This window comes from Bhargavaea sp. CC-171006, assembly GCF_009761675.1.
GTDB classification, from domain to species: Bacteria; Bacillota; Bacilli; order Bacillales_A; family Planococcaceae; genus Bhargavaea; species Bhargavaea changchunensis.
Genome location: NZ_QUZH01000003.1, coordinates 159,943 through 174,977 on the forward strand (window position 1 = coordinate 159,943; position 15,035 = coordinate 174,977).

Genomic DNA, 15,035 nt, shown 5'->3' on the forward strand with positions numbered 1-15,035 from the left:
TTTTCCAGGGTTATGCACATTCAGGAAGAATGTGCACGATCAGATAGGTTGCGGTCACTTTTTCTTCTGTCTCAAACAGCCGTGCAAGGAATGCAAGTGAAATGGTGTTTCCGTTGCAGAAATCCGGGAGGACATCGCTGTTTTCGCAAAGCGTCTGGTTGACACATGTGGTGCCTGTCAGCGTGAACGGAAGCCGCACGGTTGCTTCACAGCCACCTGCCCCATCATTAAAGTGCGTATCAAGAGAAAAGGAGAGGTACCAATTGATGTGTCCGGTTGCCCTTACAGACGAATTCTCATATTTATCGGGCTGTGCGTCCGGGAATGTGTTGTTCGCAGCAACAGAGTTGACCGTGCAACAGTTCAGGTGAAAGGCATCGTTCCGCACATTCGGGGAGAGCGGGAGGCTCTGCACAAGGGAGTTATTCGGCAATTCAAGTGTGGCCTGATCAAGGACGAAACGGTCCTGATTCATATCGTTGAACTGTTCCTGCAGGCTTTGCAGCACATTCATCTCCACATTATCTTCTATGGCACCGGCAATCACTTCAGACAAGGGTCCGCGTATTTTGCTTGCTGCCGACTTTGTTTGACGTTGACACATTTTTCTCACCTCCCTGCCCTTTTCTCACAAGGTCTTTCACCTTGCTCTATCAATGTATTCGGATAGGGAGTCCCGGCTCGGGCAAATCTGCCGGTGGCCTGCAGTGTTATCGCCCGCTTTATGCATGCGAAAAGCCGCACGGCGTCAATCGCCGTGCGGCCCATGGGAGTTTCCCCTCTATTTCGGGAACCGGAATGGGTTTATTTCCTGTCCCGGTCCCGCTTGGTGCTTTGCTCAGCCTGCTCGACCTGTCCCTCCGGACTCTGGTCGGGCTCGAGATCCGGCATTTCGTGGTTCGGCATGCCGGTAAAGTCGTTTTTGTCGTCCGATTGGAGTGCCTGTCCCTCCGCCTTGCCGGCGCGGTCCTTTTTTTCGTTCATGGAAATCGCTCCTTCCGCTGATCTCTCATTTTGAGTGTACCCGCAAGTGCATGAAGGCAATCAGACATGAACCGTGCCATTAGAAAAGCCCACCCGGCAATGCCGGATGGGCGTACGATCAGTTTGCGGCTGCAGCCGCTTTTTCCTTCTCATAGAACTTGATGAAGTTGTCGACGACGATGTCGAGGAACGCGAGGGTCGCTTCATCGGTGAGATTGCCCGCATCGTCCAGTTTCTCATGGACTGCCCCGATGTACACTTCGTTCTGGGGCAGGATTGCCGGAGCGAGGTTCGGGTTCGACAGGATCTCACGCAGATGCTGCTGGGCACGGACAGAGCCGAGCGCCCCCATCGATGCACCGACGATGAATGTCGGCTTATTGTTCAGAACGAGTTCACCTCGGCTCATCCAGTCGATGGCATTTTTCAGCTGGCCAGGGATGGAGAAGTTGTATTCCGGTACGGCAAAGAGGACCGCGTCGGAATCAGCGACATCTTTCTTGAAGTCGAGAACGTCTTCAGACGGATTGTTTTCGGCATCTATCGAAAACGGTTCAAGGGCATTGATGAAGACAGGTGTGATTTCCAATCGGTCCGCATAGCGGCTGCGCATGGACTCGACGACTTTCAGGTTATAGGACGTGGAGCTGGTGCTCCCGATGATTGCTTTGACTTTGATGGTCATGGATGAAACACTCCTTCAGTATATCTGTATTACCGGAATTATGGTCTCCGGCTTATCCTCAGTTATCTTACACGATTCAATGTGTTTCATCCCTCTTCTTGCTCACAAGCACACGGGCAACACTTTCAATCTTTCTTTTTTCAAAAAGGGCTTGCCGCCTGACGCAAACGGTGATACAGTGAGAGCAATAAGATTTTTCAAACAATTGAATCAGCAATTCTTATCCAGAGAGACGGAGGGACTGGCCCTGCGATGTCTCAGCAACCTGCCTTAAGGCAAAGGTGCTACTTCCAGCGGATCCTGACAAGGTTCCGGAAGATAAGAAGACCATCTGTGCATCCACAGAGCCCTCTTCTTATTTGGAGGGCTCTTTTCTTTTCCCTCCCATCCCATCAACGAAAGGGTGCCCGCCTTATGACCACAAGAAAAACCGCCACTCTCCTGGCACAGTTGGGTAACCGGACAGACCCCCTCACCGGGGCCGTGAATCCGCCGATCCACCTGTCCACCGCCTACGCGCATACCGGGCTCGGACAATCGACCGGCTTTGATTACTCCCGTACGAAGAATCCGACCCGAGCAATTCTCGAAGAAGGGTTTGCCGAACTGGAAGCAGGCGATGCGGCATTTGCCTGCAGCTCCGGCATGGCTGCGATCGGTCTCGTGCTGTCCCTTTTCCGACCGGGAGAGGGCATCATCGCGCCGGAGGACCTTTACGGAGGGACTTACCGGCTCCTGGAACATTACCGGAAGCAGTACGGTGTCCCGGTCGATTATCTGACCTTCAGCGATCCAGATGAAGTCGAGCGTGCCATCACGGATACGACCAAAGCACTTTTCATCGAATCTCCCACAAACCCGCTGATGCAGGAAATCGATATTGAAGCGTACGGCGAAATCGCGAAAAGGCATGGCCTCCTGCTGATTGCCGACAACACGTTTTATACACCGATCCTCCAGCAGCCGATTACACTCGGTGTGGATATCGTCATCCACAGCGCCACCAAATATATCGGCGGACACAATGATGTACTCGCGGGGCTCGTCGTGGCAAAAGGAAAAACCCTCTGCGAACAGCTTGCCGCCCAGCATAACGCGGAAGGTGCGGTTCTCTCGCCGTTCGACTCATGGCTCGTCATCCGGGGGCTGAAGACACTTCCGCTCCGCATGAAGCAGCACGAAGCAAATGCAAAGGAGATTGCCGCCTACCTCAAAACAGAACCTGCGGTGTCGCATGTCCTGTATCCCGGCAAGGGCGGGATGCTTTCGTTCCGCACCACGGACCCCGGCATCGTCGCCCCGCTGCTGGAGGCACTGCAGCTGGTCGCATTCGCGGAAAGCCTCGGAGGTGTCGAAAGCTTTATCACCTACCCTTCCACGCAGACCCACGCGGACATCCCGCTTGAAGAGCGGAATCGCCGCGGCATCGATCACACGCTCCTCCGGCTGTCTGTCGGGATCGAGGATGCAGAAGACCTGATTGATGACCTGAAACAAGCCTTCCGGCTGGCTCTCGAAAAAGCAGGACAGCCATCCGTCTGACCAAAAAAACGAAAAGAGGTATCGCCATGACCGCCAATCTACCGGAAACAAAATCTGTCCGCACACCATTCAAGGCCGACCACGTAGGCAGCTTCCTGCGTCCCGAGCGCCTGAAAAAAGCCCGTGAACAGTTCAAGGAAGGTTCAATCACTCATGAAGAACTGACCCGTGTGGAAGATGAAGAAATTACAAAGCTCGTCAGTGCACAACTTGAAAACGGGCTCACCGCTGTCACGGACGGGGAATTCCGCCGGACCTGGTGGCATATGGACTTTCTTCTCGGTCTGGACGGCATCGAGTATACCGAAACCGGCGAAGGCATCCCGTTTAACGGCATCAAGACGAAGGCCCACGGTTACAAAGTGACCGGCAGGATCGGCTATTCCGGTAATCATCCTTTCCTGGACCACTTCCGCAAACTCCAGGAAATCGCAGGCGAAGGCGTCAAAGTGAAATATACGATCCCGAGCCCGAACATGCTCTTTTTCCACAGCGGAATCGAAACCGGCCTTTATCAGAACGGCGAGGACTTCTATAAAGACCTCATTCCGGCTTACCGTGCATTCATCAAAGACCTGTATGATGCCGGATGCCGCTACCTTCAGCTGGACGACACGGCATGGTCGCTGTTCTTTTCCGAAGAAAGCCGCGCGCTTGCACGCGCCTTCGGTTCCGACCCGGACCGGCTCGTCCACAAGTTTGCCGAAGCGATCAATGGAGCCATCGAAGGCCGTCCGGATGACCTGCTGGTGACGATGCACATCTGCCGGGGGAATTTCCGTTCCTCCTATGCATCCAGCGGCAGCTACGAAGGCGCGTCCGAAGTGATCTTCAGCAAACTGAACGTCGATGGCCTTTTCCTCGAGTTCGATGACGAACGTTCAGGAGGATTCGAGCCGCTCCGCTTCGTCAACCGTCCGGACCTGACGATCGTGCTCGGCCTCGTCACTTCGAAGTTTCCCGAACTTGAAGACGAAGAGCAGGTGAAAGCCAGGATCCGCGAGGCGGCCACCTACGTGCCTCTTCAGCAGCTCGCCCTCAGCCCGCAGTGCGGATTCGCCTCGACTGAGGAAGGCAATATTCTTACCGAAGAAGAGCAATGGGCGAAAGTCCGCCATATCGCCAAGATTGCGGAAGAAGTCTGGGGACCGAAGGCCTGACCCACCCGACCGGGAATAACAAATAGAAAGAAGGAATCATGATGACAACATCCATCAACGAACAGAAAAAAATCCGCGCTCCATTCCGTGCCGACCATGTCGGCAGCTTCCTCCGCCCTGCGGCTCTAAAGGAAGCCCGTACAAAGTTCCAGCAGGGAGAGATCACCCTCGATGAGCTGACGCGTGTCGAAGACGAAGAGATCCGCCGGCTCGTCAAAGCCCAGAAAGCGAACGGCCTCCGAGGCGTCACGGACGGGGAATTCCGCCGAAGCTGGTGGCATCTGGACTTTCTCGCAGGACTTGACGGCATCGAATTTCACGAGACGCCGAACGGCACCCGGAAATTCAATGGCGTAAACGTTCGTCCGGTCGGTGTCAAAGTGACCGGAAAGATCGGCTACAGCGGCGATCACCCGTTTATCGGCCACTTCAAGAAACTGAAGGAAATTGCCGGTGAAGATACAACCGTGAAGTTCACGATTCCAAGTCCGAACCTTGTCTTCGGCCGCGCAGCACTCGATACTGACGTCTACGAAAAGAAAGAAGATGTCTTTCGGGACGTGATTCCTGCTTATCACGCGCTGATCCGTGATCTGTACAGTGCAGGCTGCCGCTATCTTCAGATCGACGACACAGCCTGGACGTCTTTCTTCACGGAAGAAGAACGCGACCGGCTGAGGGCGGAAGGTTCCGACCCTGACCAGCTGATCCATCAGTTCGCCGATGCCATCAATGGGGCCATCGCGGATCGCCCAGACGACCTGCTGGTCACGATGCATATCTGCCGAGGCAACTTCCGTTCGACGTTCTTCACAAGCGGAAGCTATGAGGATGCGGGCAAGATCATCTTTGGAGGCCTGGACGTGGACGGTCTGTTCCTCGAGTTTGACGATGAGCGTTCCGGAGGATTCGAACCGCTTCGCCATGTCAATCGCCCGGACCTCACCGTTGTTCTCGGACTGGTCACGTCCAAGCGTCCGGAACTGGAAGACGAAGAAGCCATCAAGGCCCGCATCCGGGAAGCGTCCGAATATCTGCCGCTTGAGCAGCTTGCGCTCAGCCCCCAGTGCGGGTTCGCATCGACGGAAGAAGGCAATAACCTGACGGAAGACGAGCAATGGGCGAAAATCCGCCATGTCGTGAAAATTGCGGAAGACGTCTGGGGCAAAGACAACAACTGATCGTTCGCTGAACATAGGCACCACCAATAGATGACACTCTTATGAAGAGCGGCTGAGGGACCGGCCCGTTGAAGCCCGGCAACCGTGCGGAGAAACCACTCCGGGCAAGGTGCCAATTCCGGAGGCATGATTTCGCCTGAACATGAGAGCGATGGGAATGAGGAGCCCCGCGCTTTGCGGGGCTTTTGCCATTTGCTCCAACCCAATTAAATGGACGGAGTGAGCGACATGATCAAATCTGGAAACTGGAAGCAGTACCATACCATCTGGACCATGCTGTTTCTCGGATGGTTCGTTTCGTATATCGACCGGACGGCCACCGGCCCGCTCATCACCTACATGATCGAGCACGAGGTCGCCTTTTTTGCCGGCGTGGACAATCCCCATGCGATCGGCGGCCTGATCGGCAGCCTGTTCTTTGCGGGATTCATGCTGATGCAGTTCCCCGGCGGATATCTCGGTGACCGGTTCGGCTACCGCGCCATCATCGTCCTGAGTATTTTCTGGGCCGGCATTGCGACGCTGCTCACAGGCATCGCGGGCGGGCTCATCACCTTCATCCTCCTGCGTGTGCTGCTCGGACTTGGGGAAGGCGTCTTTTATTCCAATGACCGTTCCTACATCTCCTTCCACTCCCCGCCAAACAAAATCGGGCTGGGAATGGGAGTTGCGCTCACCGGGGTCTCGGTCGGATTGACCGTTGCGACACTCGGGGTCCCGCTTCTGCTCAGCTGGGCGGAACCTCATTTTGGCGAACATGCATGGCGGGTCCCGTTTTTCGTCCTCGGGGGCATCACGCTATTATCAGCAGTGCTGATCACGATTTACCTTAAACCGAAGCAGCTTCCCGCCAACCTGGATCCTCACTCACCAGCCGTCAAGGCGGAATACCGCAAAGCGCTCCCCCCTCTATTCGGCTATAGCGCTATTTTCCTGGCAATCGTGATGGGCATTTACCTGCTCGCCACCAATTTTGGGGTCTCCGATGTCGGCATCGCCGTTCTCCTGACCGCACTCTGCCCGATCCTGATCGTGTACGTCTACCGGCGCCGGAAAGATGAAATCGGACCCATACTGAAAAACCGGAACCTGCTCCTCATGTACGTGTTCTTTATCCCAGTCATGTGGCACCTCTGGTTCTACGGGTTCTGGGCGGTATCAATTGTCAGGGACTTCGGAGGTAACGCCCTCGTCACCGCTGCGCTGATTGCATCATTTAACGGACTGGCCGGCATCATCGGTTTCCCGCTGGGTGGCATGATTTCGGACCGGGCAGCATCCCGGCCGAATGGCCGCCGGAATGTGCTTGCGGTTCAGACCGGCATTGTCGCAGTCCTGACGTTTGCCTTCGCCGGATATGTGATGGCCGGTTACAGCAACCCGGTTGTCCTATCCCTGCTGCTGTTCACTTCAGGGCTCTTCTTCTTTGCTCTCCAGCCTGTGGCCCACGCACTTGCATCGGAACATGCGCCGGAAGCACAGCGCGGCTCCATGTTCGGCATGCTGAACCTGGTCGCCGAAATTGGCGCGATCCTTTCGCCTGTTGTTTCCGGAGCTCTCCGGGATGCTTCGGGGAACTGGGGCGTCCCGCTTCTTTTGGACGGCACCCTGTTGGCAGCCGCTTTCCTGTGTGCCATTGCGGTGACGGCCAAGAGCCGGAAAGCCGTCCCGTCGGCGGCCTGACCTTAGCCAAAGCACTTACTCTACAATACCTATTGACTTTATAGGCTATTTTATATAAAGTGTTTTCGGACAACAATATTTGCCTCATCGAGAGAAGCGGAGGGACTGGCCCGAAGATGCTTCAGCAACCACTGCCAAGGGCAGAAAGGTGCTAACTCCAGACCGGCACAGCCGGGAAGATGAGGGATTCCGGCCTTTTTTAAACCGGTCCCTTCTTCCTGCGGGATGAAGGGCTTTCGTTTTTCATGATTTTCTCCGTCTCGGCGGAGAAAACTTTTTCGCACAAAAAACCGACTAAACCACTATATTATAAACAGTTTAGAATTCGGTGATCAGCAGGAGGGCAAAAAGATGGAACTATTCATCAGGACGGAACTGCAGAAAGAATGGGTGGCAAAGTTAAACTCAATCGGCATGGTGTTCGCGGAAGACGCACAGGAACGGGATGAGGCAGGGACTTATCCGGCAATTCAGATCCGGGCATTGGCCGATTCCGGTTACACGGCGCTTGCCGTCCCGAACGCTCTTGGAGGGGTCGGGGCAGGCGTCCATGACATGGTCCTCTTCCAGGAGACCCTTGCCAAGTACGACGAAAACGTTGCCCTTTCCATCGGATGGAACCTTGGCGTCGCCGGCGGCATATTCGAACAGCAAAGCTGGAACGAAGAAATGCTCCGCTTTTTAGCAGGCGAGCTGCTGGGAGGCGCTCTCGTCAATCGGGCGGTAAGTGAGGCCGCTACAGGCAGCCCTTCGCGCGGAGGCCGTCCGGGGACGGTTGCCGTCAGGGATGGCGATTCATACGTCATCAGCGGACGGAAATCATTCACGACCGGCTCCCCCGCCCTCACGTATTTCCTCACATCCGCATGGGTCGAGGAAGAGGAACGGATTGGATTCTTCCTTCTCCACAAAGACCTTGAAGGGCTCTCGATCGACGAAACCTGGGATGTCGTCTCCATGCGCGGCACCGGGAGCCATGACCTCGTTCTGGAAGGCGTCCGGGTGGACGATGGCGCACTGGTTGAATTGCCGGTGAGAAGTGCCGGCGGACCGAAGTTTGACGGATGGCTTCTCCATTTGCCCGCCACCTACCTCGGCATCGCACAGGCGGCCAGGGATTATGCAGTGGAGTTTGCCGGCAGGCATGCGCCGAACAGCGTGAAAGGGCCGATCAGCCAACTGCCCAATGTGCGCCAGCTGATCGGGGAGATTGACCTGGAACTGTCGCAGGCCCGTCATGTGCTGTACAGTGTCGCAGATGCACATGATGATCCGGAGCGCCGTCCGCACCTCGGCAATGAGGTTCCAGTTGCAAAAACGATCGTCACGAATGCCGCCATTTCGATCGTCGATAAGGCGATGCGGGTCGTCGGCGCAAAAAGCCTGCAGCGCTCGAATCCGCTCCAGCGCTACTATCGCAATGTCCGGGCGGGCCTCCACAATCCGCCTGCCGACGACATGACCATCCGGGCACTTGCGGAAGATGCCCTGGGCAGCGGACAAAATGAGTCATCAGTCAGTAAATAAGTATCAACGAATTAATCGATTGCATCGCGCCTTCAGAGGCGGACAACGACAAACACAGGGGGAAATGAAAATGATGATCAGTAAAGGATTGAAAATGGCAGTATTGGGTACGGCTGCAGCACTGGTGCTGACGGCATGCGGTTCAGGGGAAGCAGCGGATGGTGATGAAGGCGTCCGTAAAGTGAAGATTGCCTACGACCAGCAGTCAAAACCGATCTCCTGGCTTGATGAAAACGGCGAGGCGACAGGCTATGACGTGGAAGTGATGAAACTCGTCGACGAACTGCTGCCGGAATACGAATTCGAATTCGTCGGCACGACGAGTGATGACCTCCTGATCGGTGTCGAGCAGGGCAAATTCCAGGCCGGCGTGAAAAACGCCTTCTGGACGGAAGAACGCACGAAGAAGTTCACTTATCCGGAAGAGTTCCTCGGTCTGAGCAGCGCCGGACTCGTCCTCCGGAAAGAAGACGAAAAGATCAAGTCCCTGGAAGACTTCGCTTCAGCCGGCTACTCACTGGCGCCGATTGCGGCCAACAACGCCCAGTACACGGTCATTGAAGAATACAACACGGCAAATCCGGAAAATCCGGTGCAGCTGGAAGCAGGCGACTCCTTCACGGTGGACGTGGTCCAGTGGGTCAATGAAGGCCGCGTCGACGGAGGCGTCATGATTGAAGGCCCGTTTGAAAAGCAGGTCACCGTAGAAGATGGTCCCTATCATCACCTGAAGGATGAAGTCGTGTACAACGAATTTGCAGTCATCAAAACGTGGCCGCTGTTTAATAAAAACGAGCAGGAACTTGCAGATGCGTATGATGAAGCCATCAAGAAACTTGCGGAAGAGAAAAAACGTGAAGAACTCAGCGAGAAATTCTACGGCCGCAACCTGTTCGAAGTGCTCGAAGAAGTCGAACGCTAAACCGGACATGGAACCTTTGAAGATGGAGTGGAACGATGGAAAAGTATTTTGATGCTTCTTATATCTGGAACTCGATTCCCGCGCTCCTGCCTTTTCTCAAGGTAACGTTCCTGGTTGCCGGGTTGTCGATTGTGTTCGGCACGCTCGCAGGATTGCTGCTCGCGTCGATGAAGCTTGGAAGGAACCGGGCGGCGAAAGCCTTTGCGGAAGGCTACACGACGATCATGAGATGTACGCCTTCAATCGTCCTCCTGTTCCTCGTCTACTACGGCGTGCCATTCCTTGCCGGCCAGTTCGGTCTGTATCTGCATGATCTCCATACCGCCGTATTTGTCGTGATCACATTTACGCTTCAGTTTGCGGCGATCATGTCCGAGGTGATCCGTTCGGCGTATCTGTCGGTCGGACGCGGACAGCTTGAGGCCGCCGTCAGCGTCGGCCTCACTCCCATGCAGGCTTACCGGCGGATCATGTTTCCGCAGGCCTTTGTCGTCGCCCTGCCAAACTTCGCGAACGGCCTTCTCGCCCTTCTGCAGGAAGGCGCGCTCGCTTACACGATTGGCCTGATTGACATCGTCGGCAAGGCGAACCTGATCATTGCCGCCAACTATAACGCCCATGCGCTTGAGGTTTTCATCGCCCTTGCCCTCATCTACTGGGCTCTGTCGATCTTCATCGAACAGTTTTTCGGGCTGCTGGAGCGCCTGTTCAGCAAGGGCAAACGATCCATCAAAACTACGTAAGGAGGAGCCCCCGTGCAGCAAGGACTCAATATTGAATTCATGATCGACACTTTCTTTGTCGCCCTGTCCGGCGTGCCCATCACGCTTGCGGTGACTGCCGTGGCGCTCCTCATCGCCATCCCGGCGGGCTTTCTCCTCGCCCTGTCGCGGGTCAATGAGATTCCCGTCATCCGCCAGATCACCAGGGTCTATGTATCATTTGTCAGGGGAACACCGATCATCGTGCAGATTTTCATCACTTATGCGAGCGTCCCCCTCCTCCTGACTGCCTTTTTCGAGAAGTATGGCATCCGGACAAATGTCTACGACGTCCATCCGATCTGGTACGCCTTTATCGTCTTCTCCTTCAGCACAACGGCGATCCTTTCCGAAGTGTTCCGCTCCTCGCTCGGCACGGTCGACCGGGGACAGCTGGAGGCCGCCCAGTCGGTCGGCCTGACTTCGTTCCAGGCATTCCGCCGGATCATCATTCCGCAGGCACTGGTCTCGGCGCTGCCGAACCTTGCCACGGCGACGGTCAACCTGATCAAGGCGACCTCCCTCGGCTATGCGATGAGCCTGCAGGAGATCACGCTGAAGGCGAAAGTCGCGGCAAATGCCGGATACAATTATATCGAGGCTTATATCGATATCTTCCTCGTTTATCTGATTCTTTGCAGCCTCGTTGAATTCGCATTCAAATGGTATGAACGGCGGGCTTCCCGCTACAAAGTTCAGCCTGTCTGACGGAAGGAGTTTCGATCATGCTTGAAATCACCGGTATCCATAAATCATTCGGTCCTCTGGAGATCCTGAAAGGGGTGGATCTTGAAGTCGGGAAAGGCGATGTCGTCGTCATCCTCGGTCCGAGCGGTTCCGGAAAGACGACGCTCCTCCGCTGCATCAACTTTCTCGAGCGTGCGGATGCAGGCACGGCCGAGATCAGCGGCATGCACGTAGATCTCAAATCCGCCTCGAAAAAGGAAGTCCATGCCGTCCGTCAGAAAACGGCTTTCGTCTTCCAGAACTATAATCTGTTCAACAATAAGACAGCGCTCGAGAACGTGGCGGAAGGTCTTGTCACCGGGCGCAAAGTCCCGAAAAAGGAAGCACTGGAGACGGCCGGTAAGGCTCTGGATAAAGTCGGTCTGGCCGACAAGTACGACGCCTACCCGTCCCAGCTTTCCGGCGGCCAGCAGCAGCGCGTCGGAATCGCCCGTGCGGTGGCACTGAATCCGGAAATCATCCTGTTCGACGAACCGACCTCCGCGCTCGACCCGGAACTGGTCGGTGAAGTGCTGGGCGTCATGCGCCAGATCGCGGCAGAAGGGACCACGATGCTCGTCGTCACACATGAGATGCAGTTTGCGCGGGACGTGGCGAACAAAGTGATCTTCATGGACGGCGGGGTCGTCGTGGAATCCGGCACCCCCGATGAAATCTTCGGCCGCCCGAAAGAAGAACGCACCAAACAGTTCCTCCGCCGGGTCCTTCCCGAGGAATATAACTACTCGATCTGATTGATTCCACGCACCCTCTCCATCCGCGGAGAGGGTGTTTTTTCTTTGCACGGTCAGGAATTATTTCACCCTCACAGATTTTTTCAATAATTTCTTCACTCTGCACATAACCTCTAATGATGAGGAGGGGTGATCATATGGATGAGCACAATCATGAGAAGAATAGCAAAGACGAACAGTTGGAAGCATTCCGCGTTGATGACAAGGATAAGGCACTCACGACCAATCAGGGACTGAAAATGTCGGAAGATGAATTCTCCCTGAAAGCAGGCGTCCGGGGACCGACCCTGATGGAGGATTTTCATTTCCGGGAGAAACTGACGCATTTTGACCACGAACGGATTCCGGAACGGGTGGTACACGCACGCGGCTTTGCCGTCCATGGTGAGTTTCAGCTCTACAGAAGCATGAAAAAGTACACAAGCGCGAAATTCCTGCAGGACACCTCGAAAAAGACTCCTGTATTTGTCCGCTTTTCCACCGTCAACGGATCACGGGGATCCGCCGACACTGTCCGCGATGCACGGGGATTTGCGACTAAATTCTATACCGAAGAAGGTAACTACGACCTGGTTGCAAATAACATTCCCGTTTTCTTCATTCAGGATGGCATTAAGTTCCCGGATGTCGTGCATGCCTTTAAACCTGAGCCTGACAATGATATCCCGCAAGCCTCCACTGCCCACGACACGTTCTGGGATTTCGTCGCGAATAACCAGGAATCCGCCCATATGATCATGTGGATCATGTCCGACCGGGCCATTCCTCGGAGCTTCCGCATGATGGAAGGCTTCGGCGTCCATACCTTCCGTCTGGTCAATGATGAGGGGAAAGCCCATTTTGTGAAATTCCACTGGAAACCTGGATTGGGGACCCACTCCCTCGTCTGGGATGAGGCCCACAAACTGGCGGGCATCGATCCGGATTATCACCGAAATGATATATGGAATGCCATTGAAAAAGGATTTTATCCGGAATACGAACTAGGCGTCCAGATTCTTGCCGAAGAAGACGAGTTCAATCTCGGGTTCGACATCCTGGATGCCACCAAGCTATGGCCTGAAGAGGACATTCCGGTCATCCCTGTCGGCAAGATGATCCTGAACCGGAATGTGGACAATTTCTTTGCCGAGACGGAACAGGTTGCGTTTCATGTGGGCAACGTTGTGCCGGGAATCGACTTCACCAATGATCCGCTGTTGCAGGGACGCCTATTTTCATATACGGATACTCAACTGATCCGCCTGGGCGGTCCGAACTTCCATGAGATCCCGATCAACCGGCCGGTTGTGCAGTTCCATAACAACCAGCGGGAAGGCTACCACCGCCAGACGATCAATCTCGGGAAGGTGAGCTATCACAGGAACTCCCTTGCCGGGAACACTCCTGCGCCAGTTCCCCCTGAAGAAGGCGGCTATGCAACCTATCAGGAAAAAGTGGAAGGCCGCAAAGTCCGTGCACGCAGCGAGAGCTTCGAAGACCACTTTTCTCAGGCCACGCTTTTCTGGAACAGCATGACCAACCATGAAAAAGCACATATCATCGAGGCGTTCAGTTTTGAACTGGGGAAAGTGAAAAGCGAGTCGGTCAAGCAGCAGGTGGTGGATATGTTCGCCAATGTGAGCGTTGAATTGGCGACCGCCTTTGCAGTGAACATCGGGGCAAAGCCACCTCAAGAGGGCGGCTCGGGTGTAACCAAATCCTCCCCTGCCCTCAGCCAGGAAAACACTCCAAAGACAGCAGAAACGCGTAAAGTCGCCATCATACTTACGGAAGGATTTAACGGTCCGGAAGTGAAGTATGTACTGAAGAGGCTGAGCTCCGAAGGCATTATGCCCGAGATCATCAGTGAAACGATCGGGACTGTGCAGGGCACGAACGGCGTAACGGTAAAAGCGCAGCACACCTTCCTGACTGCCAAGTCGGTGTTATTCGATGCTGTCTACATGATCAGGGGAAGCCGCAAGAATAAGAAGTTCAACAAAGATGCCGCTTACTTTATCGATGAGGCATTTTCACACTACAAGCCGATCGGCGCCACCGGTGAAGGAATCGAGTGGCTGAAAGTCAATCATCTTGACGGAAAGCCCGGAGTCATCACGGGAACGGACATCGCGGCATTCACGGAAGAATTTGTGGAGGCCATTGCTAAACACCGATTCTGGGAGCGAGTTTTGGTTTAAGTCAATCGGAATCGTCATAAACGACACCCCGTCCGCCAGATTCAGCGAACGGGGTGTTTTTGTGCATCCCTCAGAAAGTCATCGACCTGTTTTTGATGATGGTGATCATGATAGATAAAATCTCCAATGATGTAGATCAGCGTATAAGGAGAGCCGGTATGAGGGCAACGGGTTTCCCCATTTGACGGCACAGGTCTGACCAGCACCTCTTGGGGCAGCTGCAGCAGTCGGGAAACCAGCCGGTTCCGAGCGTCCCGGGCTTCCAGGATCAGCTCTTCGGGCATGATGGTCCGTGCATAGTCTGCAGCCCTGCGGTTAAAGGTCCCGAACTCCGGGAACTCCATCCCCTCTCCCTCCAGCACGTCCGGGATTACACTGCTGTTCAAATGTTCGTCCCATTTCAGAATGTGCGCGATGATTTCCCCAGGCGACCACTTGCCTTCCGCGATCGGCTTCATCAGTACTAGGGAATCAATAGTTTTGATCTTCTCCAGCCAGTTGGAATAGGCCCCGAATTCATGGATGATTTTCCTTGTTTCTTTACCGTGTTCCATCTCCCATCCCCTTTCCCATGACAGACTTCATTCTCACAAAATCATTCGCCAACACGCACCGCTTCCCCTTCAATCGCCCCGGCACCGGCCGAAAACCGGAATAGACTGTGGTTGATAGGAGGTGAAAATCATGACTCAGTACAAAGAGTGCATCAACCTGTTCCTGGGTGCAATCCTGGCGGGCTATGCCCTGCTCGGGCTCTTCCTGATCGTACCGGCTGTTCTCGGGGGATTAGGCCCACTCCTGACCCTGCTTGTGATCATCTTGGTGGTCCTGATCGTCCTGTTCGCGCTGGCGATCATCTTCAAGGCGCTGGCCAAACTGTTTAAGTTCGGTAAATACTGACCGATCAAGGCGGCTGTCCCTCCGGG

At 54.9% G+C, this 15,035-nt stretch carries 15 protein-coding genes and 3 riboswitches; of the genes, 11 read left to right on the plus strand and 4 right to left on the minus strand.

Features of this window, described 5'->3' with window-relative positions; all coding sequences use genetic code 11:
* Nucleotides 1–10 precede the first annotated feature (10 nt).
* The 3 genes from DZC51_RS01155 to DZC51_RS01165 all read right to left on the minus strand — a co-directional run bounded on the left by DZC51_RS01155 (nucleotide 11) and on the right by DZC51_RS01165 (nucleotide 1,669).
* Nucleotides 11–604: a hypothetical protein gene (locus tag DZC51_RS01155; protein ID WP_157293520.1), complete on the minus strand. Its 594-nt coding sequence runs from the start codon at nucleotides 602–604 to the stop codon at nucleotides 11–13.
* Nucleotides 605–804: 200 nt separating this feature from the next.
* Nucleotides 805–984, minus strand: coding sequence for a hypothetical protein (locus DZC51_RS01160; protein ID WP_157293521.1), 180 nt, complete (start codon nucleotides 982–984; stop codon nucleotides 805–807).
* 118 nt (nucleotides 985–1,102) lie between these two features.
* Nucleotides 1,103–1,669, minus strand: coding sequence for an NADPH-dependent FMN reductase (locus DZC51_RS01165; protein ID WP_157293522.1), 567 nt, complete (start codon nucleotides 1,667–1,669; stop codon nucleotides 1,103–1,105).
* Between the two features lie 217 nt (nucleotides 1,670–1,886).
* A riboswitch (SAM riboswitch) is annotated at nucleotides 1,887–1,994 on the plus strand.
* An 89-nt stretch (nucleotides 1,995–2,083) separates the two neighbouring features.
* On the opposite strand from DZC51_RS01165, the gene DZC51_RS01170 reads away from it, so the two are divergent.
* From DZC51_RS01170 to DZC51_RS01215, 10 genes are all read left to right on the plus strand, one after another.
* Nucleotides 2,084–3,211 (plus strand): methionine biosynthesis PLP-dependent protein, encoded by a 1,128-nt coding sequence (locus DZC51_RS01170; protein WP_157293523.1) that lies wholly within the window; start codon nucleotides 2,084–2,086, stop codon nucleotides 3,209–3,211.
* Nucleotides 3,212–3,237: 26 nt separating this feature from the next.
* On the plus strand, nucleotides 3,238–4,371 hold the full coding sequence (locus DZC51_RS01175; protein ID WP_157293524.1) for a 5-methyltetrahydropteroyltriglutamate--homocysteine S-methyltransferase: 1,134 nt from the start codon (nucleotides 3,238–3,240) through the stop codon (nucleotides 4,369–4,371).
* Between the two features lie 41 nt (nucleotides 4,372–4,412).
* Nucleotides 4,413–5,552 carry a 5-methyltetrahydropteroyltriglutamate--homocysteine S-methyltransferase gene (locus DZC51_RS01180; RefSeq protein WP_157293525.1) on the plus strand — a complete coding sequence of 380 codons (1,140 nt, stop codon included), beginning with the start codon at nucleotides 4,413–4,415 and terminating at the stop codon, nucleotides 5,550–5,552.
* Nucleotides 5,553–5,588: 36 nt separating this feature from the next.
* Nucleotides 5,589–5,701: riboswitch (SAM riboswitch) on the plus strand.
* A gap of 79 nt (nucleotides 5,702–5,780) precedes the next feature.
* On the plus strand, nucleotides 5,781–7,235 hold the full coding sequence (locus DZC51_RS01185) for an MFS transporter (RefSeq protein WP_157293526.1): 1,455 nt from the start codon (nucleotides 5,781–5,783) through the stop codon (nucleotides 7,233–7,235).
* An 81-nt stretch (nucleotides 7,236–7,316) separates the two neighbouring features.
* Nucleotides 7,317–7,421: riboswitch (SAM riboswitch) on the plus strand.
* Between the two features lie 165 nt (nucleotides 7,422–7,586).
* Nucleotides 7,587–8,762: an acyl-CoA dehydrogenase family protein gene (locus tag DZC51_RS01190; protein ID WP_157293527.1), complete on the plus strand. Its 1,176-nt coding sequence runs from the start codon at nucleotides 7,587–7,589 to the stop codon at nucleotides 8,760–8,762.
* 70 nt (nucleotides 8,763–8,832) lie between these two features.
* Nucleotides 8,833–9,684 carry a transporter substrate-binding domain-containing protein gene (locus tag DZC51_RS01195; protein WP_157293528.1) on the plus strand — a complete coding sequence of 284 codons (852 nt, stop codon included), beginning with the start codon at nucleotides 8,833–8,835 and terminating at the stop codon, nucleotides 9,682–9,684.
* Between the two features lie 35 nt (nucleotides 9,685–9,719).
* A complete protein-coding gene (locus DZC51_RS01200) occupies nucleotides 9,720–10,427 on the plus strand; it encodes an amino acid ABC transporter permease (protein WP_157293529.1) in 708 nt (235 codons plus the stop codon).
* Nucleotides 10,428–10,439: 12 nt separating this feature from the next.
* Entirely contained in the window at nucleotides 10,440–11,153 is a 714-nt protein-coding gene (locus tag DZC51_RS01205; RefSeq protein ID WP_232524038.1) for an amino acid ABC transporter permease, read from the plus strand.
* Nucleotides 11,154–11,170: 17 nt separating this feature from the next.
* Entirely contained in the window at nucleotides 11,171–11,926 is a 756-nt protein-coding gene (locus DZC51_RS01210; RefSeq protein ID WP_157293530.1) for an amino acid ABC transporter ATP-binding protein, read from the plus strand.
* Nucleotides 11,927–12,063: 137 nt separating this feature from the next.
* On the plus strand, nucleotides 12,064–14,109 hold the full coding sequence (locus tag DZC51_RS01215) for a catalase (protein WP_157293531.1): 2,046 nt from the start codon (nucleotides 12,064–12,066) through the stop codon (nucleotides 14,107–14,109).
* Between the two features lie 41 nt (nucleotides 14,110–14,150).
* On the opposite strand, the gene DZC51_RS01220 is transcribed toward DZC51_RS01215, so the two are convergent.
* Entirely contained in the window at nucleotides 14,151–14,663 is a 513-nt protein-coding gene (locus DZC51_RS01220; protein WP_157293532.1) for a DinB family protein, read from the minus strand.
* 130 nt (nucleotides 14,664–14,793) lie between these two features.
* Between DZC51_RS01220 and DZC51_RS01225 the strand changes: the two genes are divergently transcribed.
* Nucleotides 14,794–15,009, plus strand: coding sequence for a hypothetical protein (locus DZC51_RS01225; protein ID WP_157293533.1), 216 nt, complete (start codon nucleotides 14,794–14,796; stop codon nucleotides 15,007–15,009).
* Nucleotides 15,010–15,035 lie beyond the last annotated feature (26 nt).